At 43.3% G+C, this 22,635-nt stretch carries 20 protein-coding genes; 15 read left to right on the top strand and 5 right to left on the bottom strand.

Going from position 1 to position 22,635, the window contains the following annotated elements:
• Positions 1–153: 153 nt before the first annotated feature.
• Positions 154–1,602: a glutamate decarboxylase gene (locus tag HMPREF1534_RS14935; protein WP_005937390.1), complete on the bottom strand. Its 1,449-nt coding sequence runs from the start codon at positions 1,600–1,602 to the stop codon at positions 154–156.
• A gap of 190 nt (positions 1,603–1,792) precedes the next feature.
• Here HMPREF1534_RS14935 and HMPREF1534_RS14930 point away from each other — a divergent pair, with 190 nt between their 5' ends.
• From HMPREF1534_RS14930 to galE, 11 genes are all read left to right on the top strand, one after another.
• Positions 1,793–2,983 carry an MFS transporter gene (locus HMPREF1534_RS14930; protein ID WP_005937393.1) on the top strand — a complete coding sequence of 397 codons (1,191 nt, stop codon included), beginning with the start codon at positions 1,793–1,795 and terminating at the stop codon, positions 2,981–2,983.
• Between the two features lie 263 nt (positions 2,984–3,246).
• Complete coding sequence (locus HMPREF1534_RS14925; RefSeq protein WP_005937395.1) at positions 3,247–4,146, top strand: DMT family transporter; 900 nt, start codon at positions 3,247–3,249, stop codon at positions 4,144–4,146.
• A 175-nt stretch (positions 4,147–4,321) separates the two neighbouring features.
• Positions 4,322–4,750 carry a SoxR reducing system RseC family protein gene (locus HMPREF1534_RS14920; RefSeq protein WP_018451943.1) on the top strand — a complete coding sequence of 143 codons (429 nt, stop codon included), beginning with the start codon at positions 4,322–4,324 and terminating at the stop codon, positions 4,748–4,750.
• Positions 4,751–4,770: 20 nt separating this feature from the next.
• Positions 4,771–5,745 (top strand): Fe-S cluster domain-containing protein, encoded by a 975-nt coding sequence (locus tag HMPREF1534_RS14915; RefSeq protein ID WP_005937402.1) that lies wholly within the window; start codon positions 4,771–4,773, stop codon positions 5,743–5,745.
• Between the two features lie 38 nt (positions 5,746–5,783).
• Entirely contained in the window at positions 5,784–7,121 is a 1,338-nt protein-coding gene (gene rsxC, locus HMPREF1534_RS14910; RefSeq protein ID WP_005937404.1) for an electron transport complex subunit RsxC, read from the top strand.
• A gap of 14 nt (positions 7,122–7,135) precedes the next feature.
• A complete protein-coding gene (locus tag HMPREF1534_RS14905) occupies positions 7,136–8,125 on the top strand; it encodes an RnfABCDGE type electron transport complex subunit D (protein WP_005937407.1) in 990 nt (329 codons plus the stop codon).
• The gene (locus HMPREF1534_RS14900) at positions 8,122–8,925 is read left to right on the top strand and encodes an RnfABCDGE type electron transport complex subunit G (RefSeq protein WP_005937410.1); all 804 of its coding nucleotides are present in this window, start codon (positions 8,122–8,124) and stop codon (positions 8,923–8,925) included. The genes HMPREF1534_RS14905 and HMPREF1534_RS14900 overlap by 4 nt, the downstream gene beginning before the upstream one ends.
• A gap of 14 nt (positions 8,926–8,939) precedes the next feature.
• A complete protein-coding gene (locus tag HMPREF1534_RS14895) occupies positions 8,940–9,524 on the top strand; it encodes an RnfABCDGE type electron transport complex subunit E (protein WP_005841504.1) in 585 nt (194 codons plus the stop codon).
• 18 nt (positions 9,525–9,542) lie between these two features.
• A complete protein-coding gene (gene rsxA / locus HMPREF1534_RS14890) occupies positions 9,543–10,145 on the top strand; it encodes an electron transport complex subunit RsxA (protein ID WP_005937413.1) in 603 nt (200 codons plus the stop codon).
• A 134-nt stretch (positions 10,146–10,279) separates the two neighbouring features.
• A complete protein-coding gene (locus HMPREF1534_RS14885) occupies positions 10,280–11,176 on the top strand; it encodes a hypothetical protein (RefSeq protein ID WP_005937415.1) in 897 nt (298 codons plus the stop codon).
• Between the two features lie 31 nt (positions 11,177–11,207).
• The gene (gene galE, locus HMPREF1534_RS14880; RefSeq protein ID WP_005937417.1) at positions 11,208–12,242 is read left to right on the top strand and encodes a UDP-glucose 4-epimerase GalE; all 1,035 of its coding nucleotides are present in this window, start codon (positions 11,208–11,210) and stop codon (positions 12,240–12,242) included.
• 335 nt (positions 12,243–12,577) lie between these two features.
• Here galE and ispE read toward each other — a convergent pair whose 3' ends face one another.
• Positions 12,578–13,405 (bottom strand): 4-(cytidine 5'-diphospho)-2-C-methyl-D-erythritol kinase, encoded by an 828-nt coding sequence (ispE, locus tag HMPREF1534_RS14875; RefSeq protein WP_005937419.1) that lies wholly within the window; start codon positions 13,403–13,405, stop codon positions 12,578–12,580.
• Between the two features lie 231 nt (positions 13,406–13,636).
• Between ispE and dnaB the strand changes: the two genes are divergently transcribed.
• From dnaB to HMPREF1534_RS14855, 4 genes are all read left to right on the top strand, one after another.
• On the top strand, positions 13,637–15,193 hold the full coding sequence (gene dnaB, locus HMPREF1534_RS14870; RefSeq protein WP_018451941.1) for a replicative DNA helicase: 1,557 nt from the start codon (positions 13,637–13,639) through the stop codon (positions 15,191–15,193).
• A 133-nt stretch (positions 15,194–15,326) separates the two neighbouring features.
• Positions 15,327–17,789, top strand: coding sequence for a phenylalanine--tRNA ligase subunit beta (pheT, locus tag HMPREF1534_RS14865; protein WP_005937423.1), 2,463 nt, complete (start codon positions 15,327–15,329; stop codon positions 17,787–17,789).
• Between the two features lie 34 nt (positions 17,790–17,823).
• Positions 17,824–18,558 (top strand): YebC/PmpR family DNA-binding transcriptional regulator, encoded by a 735-nt coding sequence (locus tag HMPREF1534_RS14860; protein WP_005937426.1) that lies wholly within the window; start codon positions 17,824–17,826, stop codon positions 18,556–18,558.
• Positions 18,559–18,560: 2 nt separating this feature from the next.
• Positions 18,561–18,803, top strand: a complete 243-nt coding sequence (locus HMPREF1534_RS14855; protein ID WP_005937428.1) for a TIGR03905 family TSCPD domain-containing protein — start codon at positions 18,561–18,563, stop codon at positions 18,801–18,803.
• A gap of 655 nt (positions 18,804–19,458) precedes the next feature.
• Here HMPREF1534_RS14855 and HMPREF1534_RS14850 read toward each other — a convergent pair.
• The 3 genes from HMPREF1534_RS14850 to HMPREF1534_RS14840 all read right to left on the bottom strand — a co-directional run bounded on the left by HMPREF1534_RS14850 (position 19,459) and on the right by HMPREF1534_RS14840 (position 22,605).
• On the bottom strand, positions 19,459–20,184 hold the full coding sequence (locus tag HMPREF1534_RS14850) for a LytR/AlgR family response regulator transcription factor (RefSeq protein ID WP_005937430.1): 726 nt from the start codon (positions 20,182–20,184) through the stop codon (positions 19,459–19,461).
• Positions 20,181–21,236, bottom strand: a complete 1,056-nt coding sequence (locus tag HMPREF1534_RS14845) for a sensor histidine kinase (RefSeq protein WP_005937432.1) — start codon at positions 21,234–21,236, stop codon at positions 20,181–20,183. Before HMPREF1534_RS14845 ends, HMPREF1534_RS14850 begins: the two co-directional genes overlap by 4 nt.
• A gap of 148 nt (positions 21,237–21,384) precedes the next feature.
• On the bottom strand, positions 21,385–22,605 hold the full coding sequence (locus HMPREF1534_RS14840) for an ABC transporter permease (RefSeq protein WP_005937435.1): 1,221 nt from the start codon (positions 22,603–22,605) through the stop codon (positions 21,385–21,387).
• Positions 22,606–22,635 lie beyond the last annotated feature (30 nt).

The following is a 22,635-nucleotide window of genomic DNA, read 5'->3' on the forward strand; positions in this document are numbered from 1 at the left end:
AAACCGGGCTATCCAATTGTCAGCTGTAGGGGCAGGGTTTGCCTGCCCGAAGACACAAAGCAAACAGTTTTCGGGAGAGCGAATCTCGTCCCTACGAGCTAAAACGACAGCATTATCCACGTTTTGACACAACTCCATTATTGTTATCTACGCTTATTTTTTAGCAGCGTTGCTATGTGCATTATGGGTAAACACAGTACCTTTTACAGTGATATTCTTGTCTTGGGCAATGCGGGTCTGAGTAGGATACTCCAGTTTTTCGAACTCGCTGATGGCATTCTTGATATCGTTCAACAACATATCCGCCATGTCACGGCTGAATCCCTGACGTACTACCACACGCATAACTACGTAATTCTGGATGTTCTCCGGCAAAGTATAGGCAGGAACCATCCAGCCGCTTTGCTGTAATTTAGCCTGCAAATCGTACAGAGTCCATTTGGCGTTCTTTGCATATTCGGGTTTCATGTACCAGATGAACAAAGGATTCACCACATTGTCGCTGTAATTTACGAACGGAGTCATCTTGGCTATTTCGCTGTGGATGTACTTGGTGATTTCCATGGAATTGTATTGGATGGCTTTGTATCCTTCGAATCCCAGGCGGATAAATTGGTAGTACTGTCCCAGAATCTGTGCGGCGGGGCGGCTGAAGTTCAAACCAACCTGAGTGATATTTGCCCCCAGATAGTTTACGCTGAATGACATGGCATCCGGAAGGTATTTCTTGTCTTTCCATACTACCCATCCCAGTCCCGGATAAACCAGTCCGAACTTGTGACCGGAAGTGCTGATAGAGAGAACCCATTTCAAGCGGAAGTCCCACTTTGTTTCGGGGCTGAGGAACGGCAGGATGAAACCACCGGTTGCAGCATCTACATGGATAGGAATATCATAACCGGTCTTGGCGTTGTAGGCATCCAGTGCTTTGTCCAGTGCTTCTACATCATCGTTCAAACCTGTCCATGTCACACCTTGGATGGGGACGATGCAGATGGTGTTCTCGTCACACATTTTCAGTGCTTCTTCGGGGTCCAGAGTGGTTTTGTCCAAGGTGAGAGGTACTTGGCGCATTTCAATCTGCCACAGTTGGGCGAATTTTTCCCAAACAACCTGAAAACCGCTTGAAATGACAAAGTTAGGCTTGTCAGTCGGTTTCCCCTGAGCTTTACGTCTGTCTTTCCAGCGTAACCAGGCGGCTACTCCTCCCAGCATACAAGCCTCACTGGAGCCGATAGCCAGTGCTCCGGTTTTCCATTTTGCCTGTTCGGGTGAATTCCACAAATTAGCCATGATATTGATACATTTGGCATTCATCACTGCGATACGAGGATATTCTGTTTCATCAATGTAGTTGATGCTGATGGCTTCGTTCATCAGTTTGGTGGCATAGTCGTCCATATAGGTAGTAACGAAAGTAGCCAGATTAAGACGTGGCTGGGTCTGAGCAAATGTTTCGTCTTTTACCATTTGATAGGCAATCTGCGGAGTGGTAGGGTTCATCGGAATAGTGTCTACCGGGGCAGGCTGTAGCATTTCATTTGAGCCAAACACAGATGTCTTTGCGTCACCTTCTCTCAAATCACAATTACAATCTTTCATTTTACTTAAAGTTTAGGTTAGTAATACAATGAAGAACGTGGGAGTTTCCCGCGTTTTTCTCCCTCAACATAAGGGGTAATGAAAAGTTCCTTGATTTTATGTTTTTTAATTTATGGTAACTTGCAGGGAGTTTATTATTGAACCAATTCTTTTACATTTTGTTTTTATCATAATATAAACCAATTTCATTATGAAAATACAAACAGGGCAGGGGACAATTCCCCTTATTACATTAATAGGTATATTTTCTATTTCGGCATTAAATGCATTGCCGGGATTGGCAGTTTCTCCCATCTTGGGGGATTTGAACAAAATTTTTCCGTCTGCCACGGATTTGGAAATCCAGATGCTTTCTTCGTTACCTTCACTTCTTATTATCCCTTTTATTTTGTTATCGGGTAAGTTGACCGAAAAGGTGAACAATCTGCTGTTGTTGCAAGTAGGATTGACTATTTTCGGAGTAAGCGGCATACTCTATCTGTTGTCCGGTAAAATGTGGCAACTGATAGCTATCAGTGCCATGCTGGGCATTGGTTCGGGATTGATTGTTCCTTTGTCCACCGGGTTGATATCCAGATACTTTGTCGGTAGTTATCGTACCAGGCAGTTTGGCTATAGTTCCGCTATTACCAATATTACATTAGTACTTGCCACTACACTGACCGGCTATCTGGCAGAAGTGAACTGGCACTTGCCCTTTCTGGTTTATCTTTTTCCGTTTATATCCATCTTTCTTACATGTTATTTAAAGAAAGATTTGTCCGGCTATCATCCCAAAGATGACGTACCTGCCTCTACTGTAAAAGAGATGGGCAAGCGAGGTATCGATGTGAAGGCGCTGGTTAAACTTATGGCATTTTACGGACTGGCTACTTATCTGGTGATAATCGTCAGTTTTAATCTTCCTTTTTTGATGGAAGAATATGGATTGTCCAGTGGGCGGGCGGGCATCCTGATTTCGTTATTCTTTCTTGCTATCATGGCGCCGGGCTTTGTATTGAACAAGATTGTGCAGATGCTGGGACGGCGTATCTATATGATTTGCTTGTTGCTGATAGCTTGCGGTATGGGAATTATTTTGGTAAGTCGTTCTGAGATACTTATTGCTTTGGGGTGTATTTTGAACGGATTGGCTTATGGTATTATTCAGCCATTGATTTATGATAAAACTTCTGATGTGGCTGTACCCCATAAGGTGACATTGGCACTTGCCTTTGTGATGGCGATGAATTATGTGGCTATTCTTCTTTGTCCGTTTATTGTGAATATAGCCCAGAATCTGTTTCATTCCCATTCGTATACCTTTGCTTTCTGGTTGAACCTGATGATTGCGTTAATGGCAATGTTTATTGTGATGAAACAGGAAAAATTGGAATTCTGAGTACTTATGAGTCGTTTTAATATAAATCGGGGGAGCAGTTGTCTCCCCTTTCCTTGTTATTTCGTTTTGCTGTAATGGAACATAGTTAGTTATAAGGAATGAAAAGTTTATTCTTAAAGAGAGGAGTGCTTAATGTCAGGCAAGAGAAGATATAACAGAAAAGATGGCAGTGTGAAGTATTGTAGTTTCTACGTGTGAATTTATTAGAGGTGCTTTGAACCAAAGGGTTGCTTATATGGTTATACCCATGTAAAAAACTTATTATGAACAAACAAGTTGAAGCAAACCTTAGCATGATAGTCTCCAAAGCATTGGGAGGCTTTAATATGAATGCGTTGAAATATCTTTTGCCTTTATGGATTGCTCCGGTCACAGGAGTAACATTCCGCCTGGTATTTGGGGCGGCAGCATTTTGGCTTATCGATATTTTCTGTAAACCGGAAGATTCTACCACCCGTCAGAGATGGCAGCTTTTTTTGTTAGGAGCATTAGGAATGTACGGATATATGTTTTTTTACCTTTTAGGTATCAGTATGACTACACCGGTATCCAGTTCTATATTTGTCAGTCTGGAACCCATTTGGGTATTTGTTATCACTGTCTTATTCTACAAAGAGAAAGTAACATGGATGAAACTTCTTGGTATCGGTTTGGGATTGGGAGGAGCTATTCTTTGTATTGCTACACAGCCCGGTGACGATTTGGCATCCAATGCCATGGCGGGAAACCTGATATGCTTGGTCAGTTCGATAGTTTATGCTATATATTTAGTTGTCAGCAATCGCTTGCTTAAAGGAGTGGGAGATATGACCTTGTTGAAATATACATTTTTGGGAGCAGCGGTAATGTCGCTTATTGTCAATTCAATCTATGGATTTGAAGCACCTATAATGAGCATGTCGCTTTTTTCCACCCCGATGTTGGTATTGCTGTTTGTACTCATATTTCCGACAACTATCAGCTATTTGCTTCTTCCCATCGGATTGAAATACCTGAAAACGACATTAGTGGCTATTTATGGATATCTGATATTAATAGTAGCAACCGTTACTTCATTTTTGTTGGGGCAAGACCGTTTTTCATGGACGCAACTGGGAGCGATTGTTATGATTTGCATCAGTGTTTATCTGGTGGAGGTGGCAGAAAGTAAGAGTAAGGTCTAGAGAGAAAAAGGCATATCAAGAGTGCTTGGGGACTTTTGATATACCTTTTTGCTTATTATTTCGATATCTTCCGATAAAAAAAACGATTTTTATAACGAAAATATCATTTTATCCTTCATAGATTGCAATTAAAGTATTACTTTTGCCACAGTTTTGTAATGTAGAGTTTGCAAAAATGACCGATATAATCAAACATCGTGGTATTGTGGAAAACATAAACGGTTTTCATATTCGAGTGAGAATCGTTCAAACTTCTGCCTGTTCAGCTTGCAGCGTAAAAGGACACTGCAATGCATCCGAGAGCAAAGAAAAGCTGGTTGATGTTTTCGACACGAAAGCTTCTTCTTACCGAGTGGGTGAGGAGGTAATGCTTTATGGAACGACTTCTATGGGGATGCAGGCCGTATTTTTGGCTTTTGGCGTCCCTTTCTTGATATTGTTGGCTGCTTTATTCATTACGATGCATCTTACCGGTGGTGATGAACTGAAGTCGGCCATTATTTCTTTATTGGCTTTAGCTCCATATTATTTTATTATATATATATGTAGAGGAAAGTTGAGTAAGAAGTTCTCTTTTACGCTTGAACCTATAAAAAACAATTAATAAATAACTAACTAAAACTTATGGATTTAATTCTGGTTGCAGTAATTTCGTTGGGAGCGATTGGCTTGATTGCCGCGGTAATCTTGTATGCCGCTTCCAAGAAGTTTGCTGTGTATGAAGATCCGCGGATTGCCCAAGTTAGCGAAGTGCTTCCTCAGGCAAATTGCGGTGGATGTGGTTATCCCGGTTGTTCCGGTTTTGCCGGTGCCTGTGTGAAGGCTGCCGATGCCGGTTCGCTGGAGGGTAAGTTATGTCCGGTTGGCGGTGCTCCCGTTATGGAGAAAGTTGCTGCCATTTTAGGATTGGAAGCCGTTGCTGCCGAACCGAAAGTTGCGGTGGTGAGATGTAACGGTAGTTGTGAAAACCGCCCTCGTACTGCTCTGTACGATGGAGCTAAGTCATGTGCCATCGCTCATGCCACTTCGGGGGGTGAGACCGGTTGTACATTTGGTTGCTTGGGATGTGGCGATTGTGTGGAAGCGTGTCAGTTTGATGCTATTCACATGAATCCTGAAACCGGGCTGCCTGAAGTAGATGAAGAGAAATGTACGGCTTGTGGCGCTTGCAGCAAAGCTTGTCCGCGCAAGATTATTGAAATCCGTCCGAAAGGCAAGAACAACCGTCGTGTAGTGGTGATGTGTGTGAACAAAGACAAAGGAGCCGTGGCTAACAAAGCTTGTAAGGCAAGCTGTATCGGTTGTGGCAAGTGTGTGAAAGTCTGTCCGTTTGAGGCGATTACACTGGAGAACAATCTGGCATACATTGATCCGGCCAAGTGCAAGTCTTGCCGCAAGTGTGAACAGGAATGTCCGAAGGGTGCTATCCAGGCCATCAATTTCCCGCCGCGTAAACCGAAGGTGGAAGCTCCGGCAGGTGAAGCTGCTACTAAACCGGCTGCTACTAAACCGGCTGCTGCAAAAGTGGAAACTCCAAAGGTGGAAGTTCCGAAAGCTGAGGCTCCGAAAGCACCTGAAGCTCCTAAGGCTGAAGCATAATCAAAATTCAAAGTAAGTAAAATTAAAAAGATATAACAGTGAAGACATTTAGAATTGGTGGAGTACATCCGGCAGAAAATAAATTGTCAGCAGGCAAAGCTATCGAGACCCTTGCGCTTCCTAAGCAGGCGGTATTTCCTTTGTCGCAGCATATCGGCGCTCCTGCTACTGCCATCGTGAAGAAAGGCGATGTGGTAAAGGTGGGTACGAAGATTGCTGAGGCGGGTGGCTTTGTTTCAGCAGCCATCTTCTCGTCTGTATCCGGTAAAGTGAATAAGGTGGATGCCGTGATTGATGCAAGCGGTTACCGTAAGCCGGCTATCTTTATCGATGTAGACGGTGATGAATGGGAAGAATCAATAGATCGCAGTTCTACATTGGTGAAAGAGTGTACGTTAACGCCCGAGCAAATTGTTGCTAAAGTAAAAGATGCCGGTGTGGTAGGTATGGGTGGTGCTTGTTTTCCCACTCATGTGAAGCTCTCTCCTCCTCCGGGATGCAAGGCGGAATGTGTTATTATCAATGCTGTAGAGTGTGAGCCTTATCTTACTGCCGACCATCGTCTGATGCTGGAAAAGGCAGACGAGGTGCTGGTGGGTGTCAGTATTCTGATGAAAGCTGCGAAAGTGACTAAAGGATATATCGGCATTGAAAATAATAAACCGGATGCTATTAAGCTGATGACTGAAAAGGCTGCTCAATATCCCGGTATAGAGGTAGTTCCTTTGCAGGTGAAATATCCGCAAGGTGGTGAGAAACAGTTGATAGATGCTGTGTTCGGTCGTCAGGTTCCTGCTCCTCCTGCTATTCCTATCAACGTAGGTGCGGTGGTTCAGAATGTAGGTACTGCATTTGCCGTTTATGAAGCTGTTCAGAAGAACAAACCTTTGTTTGAACGTGTCGTGACCGTTACGGGTAAGTCTGTCAAGAATCCTTCCAACTTCCTCACCCGTATGGGGACCCCGATGAGCCAGCTGATTGATGCGGCAGGTGGTTTGCCCGAAGATACCGGAAAGGTGATTGGCGGTGGTCCGATGATGGGTAAAGCGTTGGTTAATACAGAAGTTCCTATCTGTAAAGGTAGTTCGGGTGTGCTGATTATGAATGATAAGGAAGCTGCCCGTGCGGAAGCTCAGCCCTGTATCCGCTGTGCCAAGTGTGTCAGTGTGTGTCCTATGGGACTGGAGCCTTTCTTATTGGCAACACTTTCGGCTCACAAGGACTGGGAGAGAGTAGAAAAAGAAGATGTAATGTCGTGCATCGAGTGCGGTTCGTGTCAGTTCACTTGTCCGTCTCATCGTTATTTGCTGGACTATATCCGTTTGGGTAAGGGCACAGTAGGTGGTATTATCCGTGCACGTAATGCTAAAAAATAATTCGACAAAATAGTATGGCTAATAAATTAATAGTATCATTATCGCCCCACGTCCATAGCGGTGACAGTGTACAAAAGAATATGTACGGTGTGCTCATCGCGTTGATACCTGCGTTGCTGGTTTCATTCTATATGTTCGGGCTGGGCGCCGTGGTGGTGACCTTGACTTCGGTTGCTGCCTGTGTATTCTTCGAATGGGCGATTACCAAGTTTATTTTGAAGAGAGAACGCTCTACCATCTGTGATGGTTCAGCCGTCATAACCGGTGTGCTGCTGGCATTCAACCTGCCTTCCAACCTGCCGCTTTGGATTATTATTATCGGTGCATTGGTAGCTATCGGCATTGGTAAGATGACTTTTGGCGGACTGGGCTGCAACCCTTTCAACCCCGCGCTGGTAGGTCGTATCTTCCTGCTGATTTCTTTTCCTGTGCAGATGACTTCATGGCCGTTGGTTCAACAATGGGGAAGTTATACCGATGCTCAGACAGGAGCTACTCCGCTGGCTCTAATGAAAATGGCAGTCAAAGGTGATGTAAATGCATTGGGACAGTTGCCCGATACCATGAGCCTGTTTTTGGGTAACAATCCGGGTTCTTTGGGTGAGGTCAGCGCTTTAGCGCTGTTGCTCGGTTTGGGCTATATGTTGTGGAAAAAGATAATCTCCTGGCATATTCCTGTATCAATATTGGTGACAGTGTTTGTATTTGCCGGTTTGATGCATTGGGTTGATCCGGTTGCTTACGCATCTCCGTTGGCCCATTTGTTTACAGGTGGTTTGATGTTGGGTGCTATCTTTATGGCAACCGACTATGTTACTTCGCCTATGACTCATAAAGGTATGATTATTTACGGTGTGGCTATCGGTTTCCTGACTGTGGTTATCCGTTTGTTCGGTGCATATCCCGAAGGTATGTCTTTCGCTATATTCATTATGAACGCATTCACTCCGTTAATCAATACTTATTGCAAACCTAAAAGATTCGGGGAGGTAGTGAAGAAATGAAAAAACTAGAATCATCTTTGAAAAACATGGTTATCGTGCTGACAGGCGTAACCGTGGTAGCCGGAGCATTGCTGGGTTATGTGAATGAGTTGACAAAGGAACCCATTGCGCAGGCTAATGCCAAGGCTTTGAGTGATGCCATTGCTATCGTAGTTCCGGGATTCGATAACAATCCTGCCGAAGCCCCTGAGACAATAGAACTGGAAGGTGCTACCTATAAAATATATAAAGCAACCAAAGGCGGAGAATTTATCGGTGCAGCCGTAGAATCTTCTGCTAATGGTTTCGGTGGTGCACTGAATGTGTTGGTTGGTTTCGATAAAGACGGCAATATTATTGATTATTCTTTGTTGAGCCATGCGGAAACTCCGGGATTGGGCTCAAAAGCAGCCGATTGGTTTAAGAAAGGCGGTAAAGGCGATATTACCGGCATGAATCCGGGACAGAAAGCCTTGACAGTGAGCAAGGATGGCGGACAGGTGGATGCCATTACTGCTTCTACCATTACTTCGCGTGCATTCTTGCAGGCAGTGAATAATGCATACGTTGCTTACAGCGGTCAGCAGGTAGACGGAGCCAGTGGAGCTACTCAGCAAGTATCGGCAACAGTGGAAAAGGATACAACAGCTTGTAGCGGAACTCTCTGTAAGGAAGGACAGACTTGTGATGCAAAATGTGATTCATGCAAGGTTGCTTGTGGTGAAAAATGCGATTCTGTCAACTGCAAGAAAGCCAACTGTGCCAACGTTGATTGCAAGAAAGCTGAATGTCCTAACAAAGATTGTAAAAACAAAAAATAAGGAAGGAGCAGACTATGAATAATTTTAAAGTATTGATGAACGGGATTGTCAAAGAGAATCCTACGTTTGTACTCCTTTTGGGTATGTGTCCTACATTGGGAACCACTTCTTCGGCCATCAATGGTATGGGTATGGGATTGGCAACCATGTTTGTGTTGATTTGTTCGAATGTAGTAATTTCGTCTATCAAGAATCTGATTCCTGATATGGTGCGTATTCCTGCATTTATTGTGGTTATTGCGTCATTTGTAACCTTGTTGCAGATGATTATGCAGGCATACGTGCCGGCACTTTATGCTACATTGGGATTGTTCATCCCGCTGATTGTAGTGAACTGTATCCTGCTGGGACGTGCCGAAGCATTTGCCGCAAAGAACGGTCCTGTTCCTTCATTCTTCGACGGACTGGGTATGGGACTCGGATTTACTCTTGCATTGACTATCCTTGGTGGTGTACGTGAGTTTCTCGGTACAGGCAAGCTGTTTGATATTGCCATCATGCCGGAGCAATACGGAATGTTGATTTTCGTTCTCGCACCGGGAGCCTTCATTGCATTGGGTTACCTCATTGCGATTGTGAATAAACTGAAGAAAGCATAACCCGTAAAAAGTAAGAATATGGAATATATATTGATATTTATCACCGCTATATTTGTGAACAACATTGTGTTGTCACAATTCCTGGGTATCTGCCCGTTTCTCGGTGTATCCAAGAAAGTTGAGACAGCTACGGGTATGGGAGCGGCTGTTGCATTCGTGCTTACCATCGCTACCATTGTTACCTACCTTATCCAGAAGTTTGTGCTTGATGCTTTCGGACTGGAGTATTTGCAGACCATTGCTTTTATCCTTGTCATTGCAGCATTGGTGCAGATGGTAGAAATCATTCTGAAGAAAGTTTCTCCTGCCCTTTATCAGGCATTGGGAGTATTCCTTCCGCTGATTACCACCAACTGTTGTATTCTGGGTGTGGCTATATTGGTAATCCAAAAAGACTTTGATTTGTTGACCGGGGTAGTTTACGCCTTTTCGACAGCTCTTGGTTTTGCCTTGGCTATGGTGTTGTTTGCCGGTATCCGTGAACAACTGAGCCTGGTAAATATTCCGAAAGGAATGCAGGGAATGGCTATTGCACTGGTTACTGCCGGTCTGCTGGCTATGGCATTTATGGGATTCTCCGGTGTTGACAAAGGTTTGGCTGTATTGTTTGGAGTAGAGTAATTCATCCTTTAAATAAGGTAATTCAGAAGTCCGGAGCAGTGCTTCGGACTTTTTTGTACAAAGAATTTCGTTTTTCGTACTGTTTAATTCAATTATTATGCTTATTTTTGCAATAGAATTAATAGAGAGACCAAATGGCTATGACATTGATTGTACTTGCGGCCACTATGGGGAATAAGTATGGCGGATTAAAACAGCTGGAAGGGATTGGTCCCAATGGCGAAACGATATTAGACTTTTCCGTATATGATGCCGTAAGAGTGGGATTTGATAAAATAGTATTTGTCATAAGTAGACATTTTGAACAAGAATTCAAAAAACTGGTTTCAGGCAAATACGAGCACGTGGTGGATGTGGAATATGTTTATCAGGATGTAGAAACCATTCCCGAAGAAAAACGTAATCCGAAGCGAACAGCACTTTATGGTTCGGTAAGAGCTGTATTGATGGGAGAAGAATTAATAGATGCCCCATTTGGAGTGATAAATGCAGTTAATTTCTATCAGCGTGAGAGTTTTGAATTATTGTATAATAATTTAGTGGCATTGAAAGATGCCGGTTATCATAGTTTCAATGTCTGCTATAGATTGAAAAACGTTTTAGCGGAGAGCGGTGGAGTAACCCGGGGAATTTGTGAAGTGGATGAAAACGGATATTTAATTTCTGTAACAGACCGTACAGGAGTGGAGCGGATCAGTGGTAATCCCATGTATCCTAATGAGGTGCATAAATGGGTGGCACTGGATGATAATAGTTTGGTTTCAATGAATATGTGGGGCTTCAGGCCGGATATATTTAATGAAATGCAAGCTGCATTTGATAAGTTTATTGATGAAAACGGAATGGATTTGAAAGCTCATTATTCTATACCTGCTTTTATGAATAAACGGATAAGAGAAGGAGTCAGAGTGAAGGTGATTGAAACACCTGCCCGATGGATGGGATTGGTTTCGCACGATGATAAGATTCAGGTAGTTCTTCGTATCAACGACATGATTCGTAAGGGTATCTATCCTTCTAAGTTGTTTTGAACCTATTAAAAACGACAGAATAATAAGTCTTATGAAAAAGAGAATTTTAGTGACAGGAGGAACCGGATATATCGGTTCTCATACCGTAGTTGAACTGCAACAAAGCGGTTACGACGTAGTGATTGTAGATAATCTCTCAAACTCTAACGCCGATGTGGTTGACAATATTGAAAAAGTAACAGGTATCCGTCCGGCATTTGAGAAGTTGGACTGTCTGGATTATGAAGGTATGGACAAACTGTTTACTAAATATGCCGGTATTGAAGGTATTATTCACTTTGCAGCCAGCAAAGCAGTAGGTGAATCTTGCCAAAAACCGTTGTTGTATTATCGTAACAATCTGGTTTCGTTAATCAACTTGTTGGAGTTGATGCCTAAGCATAATGTAAAAGGCATTATCTTCTCTTCATCATGTACGGTATACGGTCAGCCGGATACATTGCCTGTAACTGAAGCTGCTCCTATCAAGAAGGCAGAATCACCATACGGCAATACAAAGCAAATTAATGAAGAAATTATCCGCGATACTGTAGCATCAGGTTCTCCTGTTCACGCTATCATGTTGCGTTACTTTAACCCTATTGGTGCACATCCGTCTGCATTGATTGGTGAGTTGCCTAATGGCGTACCTCAAAACTTGTTGCCGTATGTCACTCAAACTGCAATGGGTATTCGTGAGCAATTGAGCGTATTTGGTGATGACTATGACACTCCTGACGGCTCTTGTATCCGTGACTACATCTATGTAGTAGATTTGGCTAAGGCTCACGTGATTGCTATGGATCGTATCTTGAACGATAAGCAGAAAGAAAGTGTGGAAGTATTCAATATCGGTACAGGTCGCGGCTTGTCTGTATTGGAACTGCTGAATAAGTTTGAAGCTGCTACAGGCGTGAAGGTGAACTATAAGATTGTAGGCCGTCGTCAGGGAGATATTGTTAAGGTATGGGCTGACCCGACTTTCGCTAACGAAGAGTTAGGATGGCAGGCAAAGGCTACTATCGAAGAGACACTGAAATCTGCATGGAATTGGCAGGTTAAGTTAAGAGAAAGAGGAATTCAATAAAGAATTAAGATATTTTTAGAAAGACCGATGAACAAAGGACGCTAGTGTGGCGTTTTTATAGTGCAAATAACCTGAAACCCCTCTTGGATATGTGAATACCTGACCGGTGGTAAGTTATGTTACTCAAAACATAGAGCAGGCTAAAAAATTGCATAGTAGTTTTGTCGTGTTTTATTTTGTGTTTGTGTTGTGGCTGTTCCTCGACGTGAGTCGGGGGACAGTTTTTTTTATGCTTGTGTGTTGCATTCTAAGTTTGATGACATAAAAAACTCTTCAAACAGCATGCACCGGCTGTTTGAAGAGTTTTCTGAACAAGTTAGAAGAATGGTTAATCCTTACTCCAACTCACGCTGTCTGCAGAAACACTGGCAGAACTTATCTTCTACGTTCTCTATAGGTTCTTTGAATATACCATATACGCACGAACCGGAACCACTCATGGAGGCGTATACGGCTCCCAAATCATATAATTCATCTTTGATGGCAGCTATTTCGGGGAATTTCAAGAATACACTGTCTTCAAAATCATTTTGCATGTTGTCTTTCCATGTATCTACCGGCTGCTTGATTACTTCTTTTAAGGAAACGGCAGGACGTTGTGGCTTTATGGCAGCGAAAGCATCACGGGTAGAAACAAAAATATCCGGTTTGACCAATACAATGTGATATCCTTTCAAAGACAAATCGACCGGTTCGAAGATATTCCCTATGCCGGTTGCAAATGCCGGTTTGTTTTGAATGAAAAATGCACAGTCGGCACCGAGGCGTGCCGCGTATTCTTCCATTTTCGCATGGTTGATGTTCAGAGCAAACTTTTCATTTAATAATTTAATCATGTATGCTGCATCTGACGATCCGCCTCCCAATCCTGCTCCTGCAGGAATATGTTTGTACATATGAATTTCGATGGCCGCCATTTGTGGAAAATCTTCTTTCAGTAACTTATAAGCCTTAACTACTAAATTATCTTCCGGTTCGCCGTCCAAAGCACTTCCGCTTACATGGAGATTGTACTCTTTGTCACTGTTTGTGGAGCGTGTGACTTCCAACGCATCTTGAAGATTGATAGGATAAAAAATTGTTTCTAGGTTGTGATAACCATCCGGGCGTTTTTCTATAATATTCAGGCCCAGATTGATTTTAGCATTCGGAAATGTTATCATATTCTTTTATTTAGATTAATTTCTAGTGTGTCTTTATTACGGCTCCTGAGCACGTGACACGGCTCAAATATAAGGTAAACTTTTCATTTAACCATATAAAAAACCATTTTGTGTATGGATTGTTCATGTTTTATAGAAAAAGTCTTCGTATTTCTTTTATTATTTTTGCTCCCGGCTGGATGTTCAACTCGTCAAAAAGTTCTATCTTTGCCCTACTTTAAACGAAAGGAAATGGCAGAAGTAAGAAAAACGACACGTACTCCTAAAACTGTAAAGGCAAAGCCTGTTGATGAATATGGGCATTTGCAGCCACAGGCACCTGAATTGGAAGAGGCAGTATTAGGAGCATTAATGATAGAAAAAGACGCATATTCACTGGTGAGTGAAATTCTTCGCCCCGAGTCTTTTTACGAGCATCGTCATCAGTTGATATATCAGGCTATTACGGCGTTGGCACTACGCCAGCAGCCGGTGGATATTCTGACCGTTGCCGAGCAGTTGCGCAGCACCGGTGATTTGGATGAAGTGGGAGGTCCTTTTTATATCACTCAGTTGAGTGGGAAGGTAGCATCGTCTGCCCATATTGAATATCATGCGCGAATTATAGCCCAAAAGTTTTTGGCACGCGAACTGATTTCTTTTACCAGTAATATTCAGACGAAAGCCTTCGATGAGACACAGGATGTGGATGATTTGATGCAAGAAGCTGAAGGGAAGCTGTTCGAGATTTCGCAGCAGAATATGAAGAAAGATTATACGCAGATTAATCCGGTTATTCAGGAGGCGTATGAGATGCTTCAGAAGGCGGCGGCTCGGACGGATGGTTTAAGTGGTTTGGAGAGTGGTTTCCATGCACTGGACAAGATGACTTCGGGCTGGCAGAACTCCGACCTTGTGATTATTGCTGCTCGTCCCGCCATGGGTAAAACAGCATTCGTGCTTTCAATGGCTAAGAATATGGCAGTCAATGCAAAAATTCCGGTAGCATTGTTCTCGCTTGAAATGGCGAACGTGCAGTTGGTCAATCGTTTGATTGTCAATGTGTGCGAAATACCGGGCGAGAAAATTAAGAGTGGGCAGTTGGCTCCATACGAATGGGGGCAGTTGGACTATAAGATTAAGGAATTGTATGACGCTCCGTTGTATGTCGATGATACCCCTTCTCTTTCGGTTTTCGAATTGAGAACGAAGGCAAGGCGCTTGGTACGTGAACATGGAGTAAAAATAATTATCATTGACTACTTGCAGTTGATGAATGCGAGCGGTATGTCGTTTGGCAGCCGTCAGGAAGAGGTTAGTACTATTTCACGTTCGTTGAAAGGCTTGGCAAAGGAGCTGAACATTCCGATTATTGCCCTGAGTCAGTTGAATCGTGGTGTGGAGAGCCGTGAAGGTATTGACGGAAAGCGTCCGCAGTTGAGTGACTTGCGTGAATCCGGGGCCATCGAGCAGGATGCCGATATGGTGTGCTTTATCCATCGCCCCGAATATTATAAGATATTTCAGGATGAAAAAGGAAACGACCTGCATGGTATGGCTGAAATCATTATTGCCAAGCATCGTAACGGTGCTGTGGGCGATGTGTTGTTGCGTTTCCGCGGTGAGTTCGCCCGTTTCCAGAATCCGGATGATGAAATGATTATACCGTTGCCGGGAGAAGAACCGGGAATTATCCGTTCCAAAATGAATGGCGGTGGAAGCAGTGTACCGCCTCCGCCTTCTGATGCTGCACCTGCCGATAATAATCCGTTCGGAGCACCCATTCCCGAAGGACCTTTACCGTTTTAATCCTTATCCTGTCATTCTTCACTTTGTTCAGAATGACGAGGTTGATGAAAATTAAACGGGTTCTCATAACAGGAGAAAAGAAAATAATTACTAAATTTGCAAGTCATTTTGAAATACATAAAATATATCATATATGAATATCTCTTATAATTGGCTGAAAGAATACGTCAACTTCGATTTGACCCCTGATGAAGTGGCAGCAGCGCTGACTTCTATCGGTCTGGAAACAGGAGGCGTAGAAGAAGTCCAAACAATTAAAGGCGGTCTGGAAGGTATCGTTATCGGTGAAGTGCTGACTTGCGAACCTCATCCCAACTCTGACCACATGCATGTAACTACGGTTAACTTGGGACAGGGAGAACCTGTGCAGATTGTTTGCGGTGCTCCTAATGTAGCTGCCGGACAAAAAGTTGTGGTTGCCACTTTGGGCACAAAGCTATATGACGGTGAAGAATGCTTTACCATAAAAAAATCAAAACTTCGCGGTATTGAGTCAATCGGCATGATTTGTGCCGAAGATGAGATTGGTATCGGAACCGGTCATGACGGTATCATTGTTCTGCCGGACGATGCTGTGCCCGGAACTCCTGCCAAAGATTATTATAACATCAAGAGCGACTATGTACTTGAAGTGGATATTACTCCGAACCGGGCGGATGCTTGCTCTCACTATGGCGTGGCACGTGACTTGTATGCCTATTTGATTCAAAACGGCAGACAGGCTACGTTAACCCGTCCTTCGGTAGAAGGCTTCAAGGTAGACAATCACGATATGGATATCACTGTAGAAGTAGAAAATACCGAAGCATGTCCCCGTTATGCCGGAGTTTCCATCAAAGGTGTTACCGTGAAAGAGAGTCCCGACTGGCTGCAAAACAAGCTGCGTTTGATAGGTCTTCGTCCAATCAACAATATTGTGGATATCACTAACTACATTCTTCATGCTTACGGCCAACCGCTGCATTGCTTTGATGCCGATAAGATTAAGGGTGGAAAGATTGTTGTAAAGACTGTTGCCGAAGGTACTAAGTTTACCACTTTGGATGAAGTGGAACGTACTTTGTCCGATAGAGACTTGATGATATGTAATACTGAAGAGCCGATGTGTATTGCCGGTGTATTTGGTGGCTTGGATTCAGGTACTACGGAACAAACAGTGGATGTATTCCTCGAAAGTGCGTATTTCAATCCGACTTGGGTGCGTAAAACGGCGCGTCGTCATGGTTTGAGTACCGACTCTTCTTTCCGTTTCGAGCGTGGTATTGATCCCAACGGAACTATTTATGCCTTGAAAGAAGCTGCCTTGCTGGTAAAAGAACTGGCAGGCGGAACTATCGCTTCTGAAATTAAAGACAATTATCCTCATCCGGTTGCTGATTTCATGGTAGAATTAAACTATGAAAAAGCTCATTCTCTGATTGGGAAAGTAATTCCGGCAGAGACGATAAAGAGTATCGTTACCAGTCTTGAGATGAAGATTGTAAACGAGACTCCCGAAGGAGTGACTTTACAAGTTCCTGCTTACCGTGTAGACGTTCAGCGTGACTGTGACGTGGTAGAAGATATTCTCCGTATTTATGGATATAATAATGTGGAAATTCCCACAACATTAAAGTCAAGCCTGACCACGAAGGGGGAAGTAGATAAATCCCAACAGCTTCAGAACTTGATTTCCGAACAGTTGATAGGTTGCGGATTCAATGAAATTCTGAATAACTCACTGACTGCTGCCGGATATTATGAAGGTTTGGAAACCTACAAGCCCGAAAACCTTGTCAACTTAATGAATCCGTTAAGCAATGACCTGAATGTAATGCGTCAGACGCTGTTGTTCGGCGGCTTGGAAAGCATCCAGCACAATGCCAACCGTAAGAATGCCGATTTGAAGTTCTTTGAGTTCGGTAACTGCTATTTCTTTAATGCGGAAAAGAAGAACCCTGAAAAGGTATTGGCTGCATACAAAGAAGAATATCATCTGGGATTGTGGGTGACAGGTAAGCGTGTGAGCAACTCATGGGCACATCCTGATGAAAACACCAGCGTTTATGAACTGAAAGCTTATGTGATGAATATCTTCACTCGTTTGGGCTTGAACTTCGGTAATGTGGTATTCGGTAATTTGAGTAATGATATCTATTCTGTAGCTGTCAGCGTACACACCCGTGGCGGCAAGTTATTGGCTACGTTTGGTGTCATCAGCAAGAAGATTCAGAAAGCATTCGATATCGACAACGAAGTGTATTATGCCGAAATCAATTGGAATGAGCTGATGAAAGCCATCAAGACTTCGAAGGTCAACTTTAAGGAACTTTCCAAGTTCCCGGCTGTAAGACGTGACTTGGCATTGCTACTCGACAAGAATATCCAATTTGCCGAAATCGAAAAGATAGCTTACGAAACAGAAAAGAAGTTGCTGAAAGAAGTAGAACTGTTTGATGTATACGAAGGCAAGAATTTGGAACCGGGTAAGAAGAGCTATGCTGTCAGCTTCTTGTTGCAGGATGAAAATGCAACACTGAACGACAAGCAAATCGACAAAATCATGTCTAAGCTGATTGCCAATCTGGAAAGCAAATTGAATGCGAAACTAAGATAATTGATAAAATAACCATTTATAAAAATATAATCCAATGGGAAGAGCATTTGAATATAGAAAAGCTACAAAGCTGAAAAGATGGGGCCACATGGCCAAGACTTTTACAAGACTGGGTAAACAAATTGCTATTGCTGTAAAAGCAGGCGGACCGGAACCGGAAAACAACCCGACCTTGCGTGGTGTTATCGCTACTTGTAAGCGCGAAAACATGCCGAAGGATAACATCGAGCGTGCTATTAAAAATGCAATGGGTAAGGATACCAGCGATTACAAAGGTATGACTTACGAAGGATACGGCCCTCACGGGGTAGCAGTATTCGTTGATACTTTGACCGATAATACCACTCGTACTGTAGCAGATGTCCGTTCTGTATTCAACAAATTTGGCGGCAACATGGGAACTACCGGTTCATTGGCTTTCTTGTTCGATCATAAATGTGTCTTTACTTTTAAGCGTAAAGAAGGTCTTGATATGGAAGAACTGATTCTTGATTTGATAGATTACAATGTAGAAGATGAATTCGATATCGATGAAGAAGAAGGAACAATCACTATTTACGGTGACCCGAAGAGCTATGCCGCTATTCAGAAACACTTGGAAGAATGCGGTTTTGAGGAAGTCGGTGGTGACTTTACTTATATTCCTAACGACCTGAAGGATGTAACTCCCGAACAGCGCGAAACAATTGATAAGATGGTAGAGCGTTTGGAAGAATTTGATGATGTCCAGACGGTTTATACAAACATGAAACCTGCTGAGGAAGAGTAAAAATGAAGATTACTTATAAAACGCAAGGTACTTGCAGCAGCCACATTGAGGTAGAAGTGGAAGACGATGTGGTTCAACAGGTATTCTTTTGGGGCGGATGCAATGGAAATCTTCAGGGCATCAGCCGTTTGGTAAAGGGAATGAAAGTTGAAGATATAATATCGAAGCTGGAAGGAGTGAAGTGCGGAAATCGTTCCACTTCCTGTCCCGACCAATTATGCAAGGCATTGCGTGAGATGAAATAAAAGAAAGATGAAATAAAAGAAGAAAGAGGTTACTCGTAAGGGAGTGACCTCTTTTTTCTTTTTCGGATAAACGCCTTTATCCTTAAGTGTACTGACTTTCACAAGCAAATACTAACTATTAATCTTAAATCTATTACTATGAAAAACACAAATATATAACACGGCATTCATTCATTTAGTTCACTCTCCCACAGAAATAAATTCGTTAAAATTAAATAAAGACATATCTTCGGGCAGACTAAGCATTTTCTTCCTTCAGACTAAGCAGTTTCATATAGTGGATTATTACGTCCCATTACAGTAGGACGTATGTCCCATTATGGCAGGACGTACGTTCCATTGCAGTGGGACGTACATCCCATTGCTGCAGGACGTAATAATCTGTCGTTCAAAAAACCTTAGTCTGCTATATGAAATGGCTTAATCTTCCCTTTGTATACGGTAGGTCTGTTTATAGATAAAAAACGTGCTCCCTGACCGTTCGCTTACGGAGGGAGCACTTACAACACAAAAACTAAACTAGACTTAACTAAACTATTCTATTAAGAAGTTTCACAACTTCCCTTGTCTATGCTGCAAATATAGGTAATTTATTTGTTTTTAGCAAAAAGATATCGACGAATTTGATTTATTATTCTATTGATAATAAGATTTTTTATACAGAATGACTATTCAAATAAGTTTGTATCTCTTGCTTGTAACTATCGGAAATAGGAATGTATTCTTTGCCGAAAACAATGCGTCCCCGGTCAATCACCTTTATTTTGCTTTTTTGCACTATGAATGAGCGATGTACACGTACAAAATGCTTTGACGGAAGCTTTTCTTCCATAGCCTTCATGCTGATAAGTGACAAGATGGCTTTGGGTTCGTTTTCTATATGTATTTTTATGTAATCTTTCAGTCCTTCGATGTATAGAATCTTGTCAAGGGCTATCTGTACTAGTTTGTAATCGCTTTTAACATAAATATATTCGTTATTAACTTCTTCTTCCGGTCTGTTTCCGGCTTTTTGTTTCAGTTCGAACCATTGCATCGCTTTGTTCACCGATTGTAGGAAATCGGCATAACTGATTGGTTTCAGCAGGTAGTCCAGCGCATTGACCTTGTAGCTGTCTAATGCGTATTGGCCGAAAGCGGTAGTGAAGATGATGCGTGTTTCGGGGTTCACCATGTGTGAAAACTCTAATCCGTTCAGTTCCGGCATTTGTATGTCGAGAAAAAGTATATGAATTTCTTCGTGTGCGGGTATCTCATTCATTGCCTGCACTGCACTGGAGTATTTGCCTGCCAACCGTAGGAAAGCGGTTTTTTCCACATAGCTTTGCAACAATTCCAGAGCCAAAGGTTCGTCATCTACTATGGCGCAATTCAGTATCATAAGTTTTTGGTTTGAATGGTTAATATAGAAGAATAAACCTGACCGTTTGCACTGATGCCTTTTTCCCATTCATAATGTTTGGGATAAATCAGTTCCAATCGTTTGCTTACCTGTTCCAGTCCGATGCCGCTGCCGCTTTTGTCCTGTCCGGTTTTGGGGTAGTTGCTGTTCTGTATTTCGCAGCGTACCGTGCCATCTGTATTCCCGGTGATGGCGATGCTGATAAAGCTGTGAGCTGTAGGACTGATGCCGTGTTTAAAGGCATTTTCTATCAAAGAAATAAAGAGTAAGGGGGCAATGAGTAACGAACTGCCCGGATCGGTTTCCAGATGCAGGCTTATTTCTACTTGCTGAGGCAGCCGGATGCGCATCAGTGCCACGTAATTACGGATAAAGTCAAGCTCTTTCTCCAATGGAACAAAGGTTTGCTGATTGTCGTAAAGTACGTGTCGGAGCAATTTGCTCAGTTCTTGAACCGCTTCTTGCGCCTTGTCACAGTTGAATGCTATCAGTGCATAGATATTATTCAGTGTGTTGAGCAGGAAATGGGGGTTCAATTGGTTCTTGAGATTCTTCAATTCCGCTTCCGTCTTTTGCCGTTCGGCTTCCAGAAGCATTTCTTGCGCTTGTCTCCATCGCAGGCTGGTGCGGATGGCAGCTCCCAGTCCGGCAACGAATATCATCAGCACGATGTCGCGTATGTAGAATATCCAGCGTGGAGGCATCCGCCGGGTAAATTCCTCGGGTGGAGGAGTGCTGAAGGCTTCCAGCAGCAAGTGAAGCATCAATGAGGAGAAAAATATGAGGATGGCATTGGCGATGATGTATTTTCGCATCTCGTCATTGAAGAGATAGCGTGGTACCAACCATAAGTAGTTGATGTAGAATATCAGAAAATAGCAGAGGGGGACGCAACTGTGGCGTAGGAACTGATGCCAGTCCATGCTGTTTCCTCTGTCTGCAAAAACAAGTGGAAAGCCGAATATCAGCAACCAGCTGACGATATGTATGGCCGGCTCCAGCGGGCGACGTTGAGAGAATATTTGTTTCATAATAGGCAAAGATAAAAAGTTCAGGGTTAAAATAGGATGCAGAAGGTATTAAATTTATCTTATCGTAGCGATAAATTTCTCGTTTCAAGTCTGTGGGCTACTTTCCCACAGTCATGAAACGAGAAGAATGGTGTGGCGCTAAATTGTTTTATTCATAACGTATGGCATCAATCGGGTCAAGATCTGCCGCTTTCTTGGCCGGATACCATCCGAAGAAAACTCCCGTAATGGTACAGACTGCGAAAGACAGCAGTACGCTCCAAGGTTGGATGAATACGGGCCAGTGGGCTATTGATTTAATCATGAAGCTGGCACCGCAACCGATAATCACGCCTATCACACCGCCGGTGATACTAATCAGAATGGCTTCGATGAGGAACTGTGAAAGGATATCGACACCGCGTGCTCCGACTGACATTCGCAGGCCGATTTCGCGTGTACGCTCGGTAACGGAAACATACATGATGTTCATGATTCCGATACCTCCTACCACGAGCGAGATGCCGGCAATGCAGGCGAGCAGTGTGGTCATCAGGTCGGTGGTGGTATTCAGCATGCTGCTCAGCTCCTGCTGGGTGCGAATGGTGAAATCGTCATCATCGGTGGCTTTCAGCTTATGCTCTCGCCGCAGGATAGAAGTGATTTCTTCCACCGCTTCTTCGGTCATGTCTTCGGTCAGGGCAGAGGCAAAGATACCGCCCAGATAGGTTTGTGCAAGCAATCGTTTCATTACGGTAGTGTATGGGGCGAGTACCACATCGTCTTGATCCTGTCCCATGGAGTTGTAACCTTTGGACTTCAATACGCCCACAACACGCATGGGTATTTGGTTGCAACGGATGACTTTTCCTATAGGGTCGGAGCCGTCGGGAAAAAGATTGTCGACAATGGTCTTGCCGATGACGCAGACTTTGGCGGCGGTGCGGATATCGTTTTCGGAAAACATTTCGCCTTGTTCCACACTGAGCTGGCGGATGTTAAGGTAATCAATGCTTACTCCGCTTACCGAGGAGGGATAGTTGTTTGACCCTGCCACCAATTGCCCGGAGGAAGATACATTGGGACTGATGCCGGAGAGGTAAGTGCACTCTTCGCTGAGTTTCTCATAATTCTCCAGTTTCAATGTCTGCATTGCCGAAGGGTCTTGGCGAACCCCGCCGCGCATCTCGGCTCCCGGATGAATCATAATCATGTTCGAACCCATTTCCGAGATTTGTTGCTGGATACTTCTCTTCGAGCCTTGGCCGATGGCAAGCATGGCGATAACGGATGCTACGCCGATGATGATACCCAGCATGGTGAGGAAGGCGCGCAATTTGTTGTTGGCTAGAGCCCGGAGAGCTATTTTGAATAGGTTTGTTCCGTTCATAATTGGCTATTGTTTTAATTTGTTTCTTAT

Origin of the sequence: Phocaeicola massiliensis B84634 = Timone 84634 = DSM 17679 = JCM 13223 (assembly GCF_000382445.1) — a bacterium.
In the GTDB taxonomy this organism is placed as follows: domain Bacteria; phylum Bacteroidota; class Bacteroidia; order Bacteroidales; family Bacteroidaceae; genus Phocaeicola; species Phocaeicola massiliensis.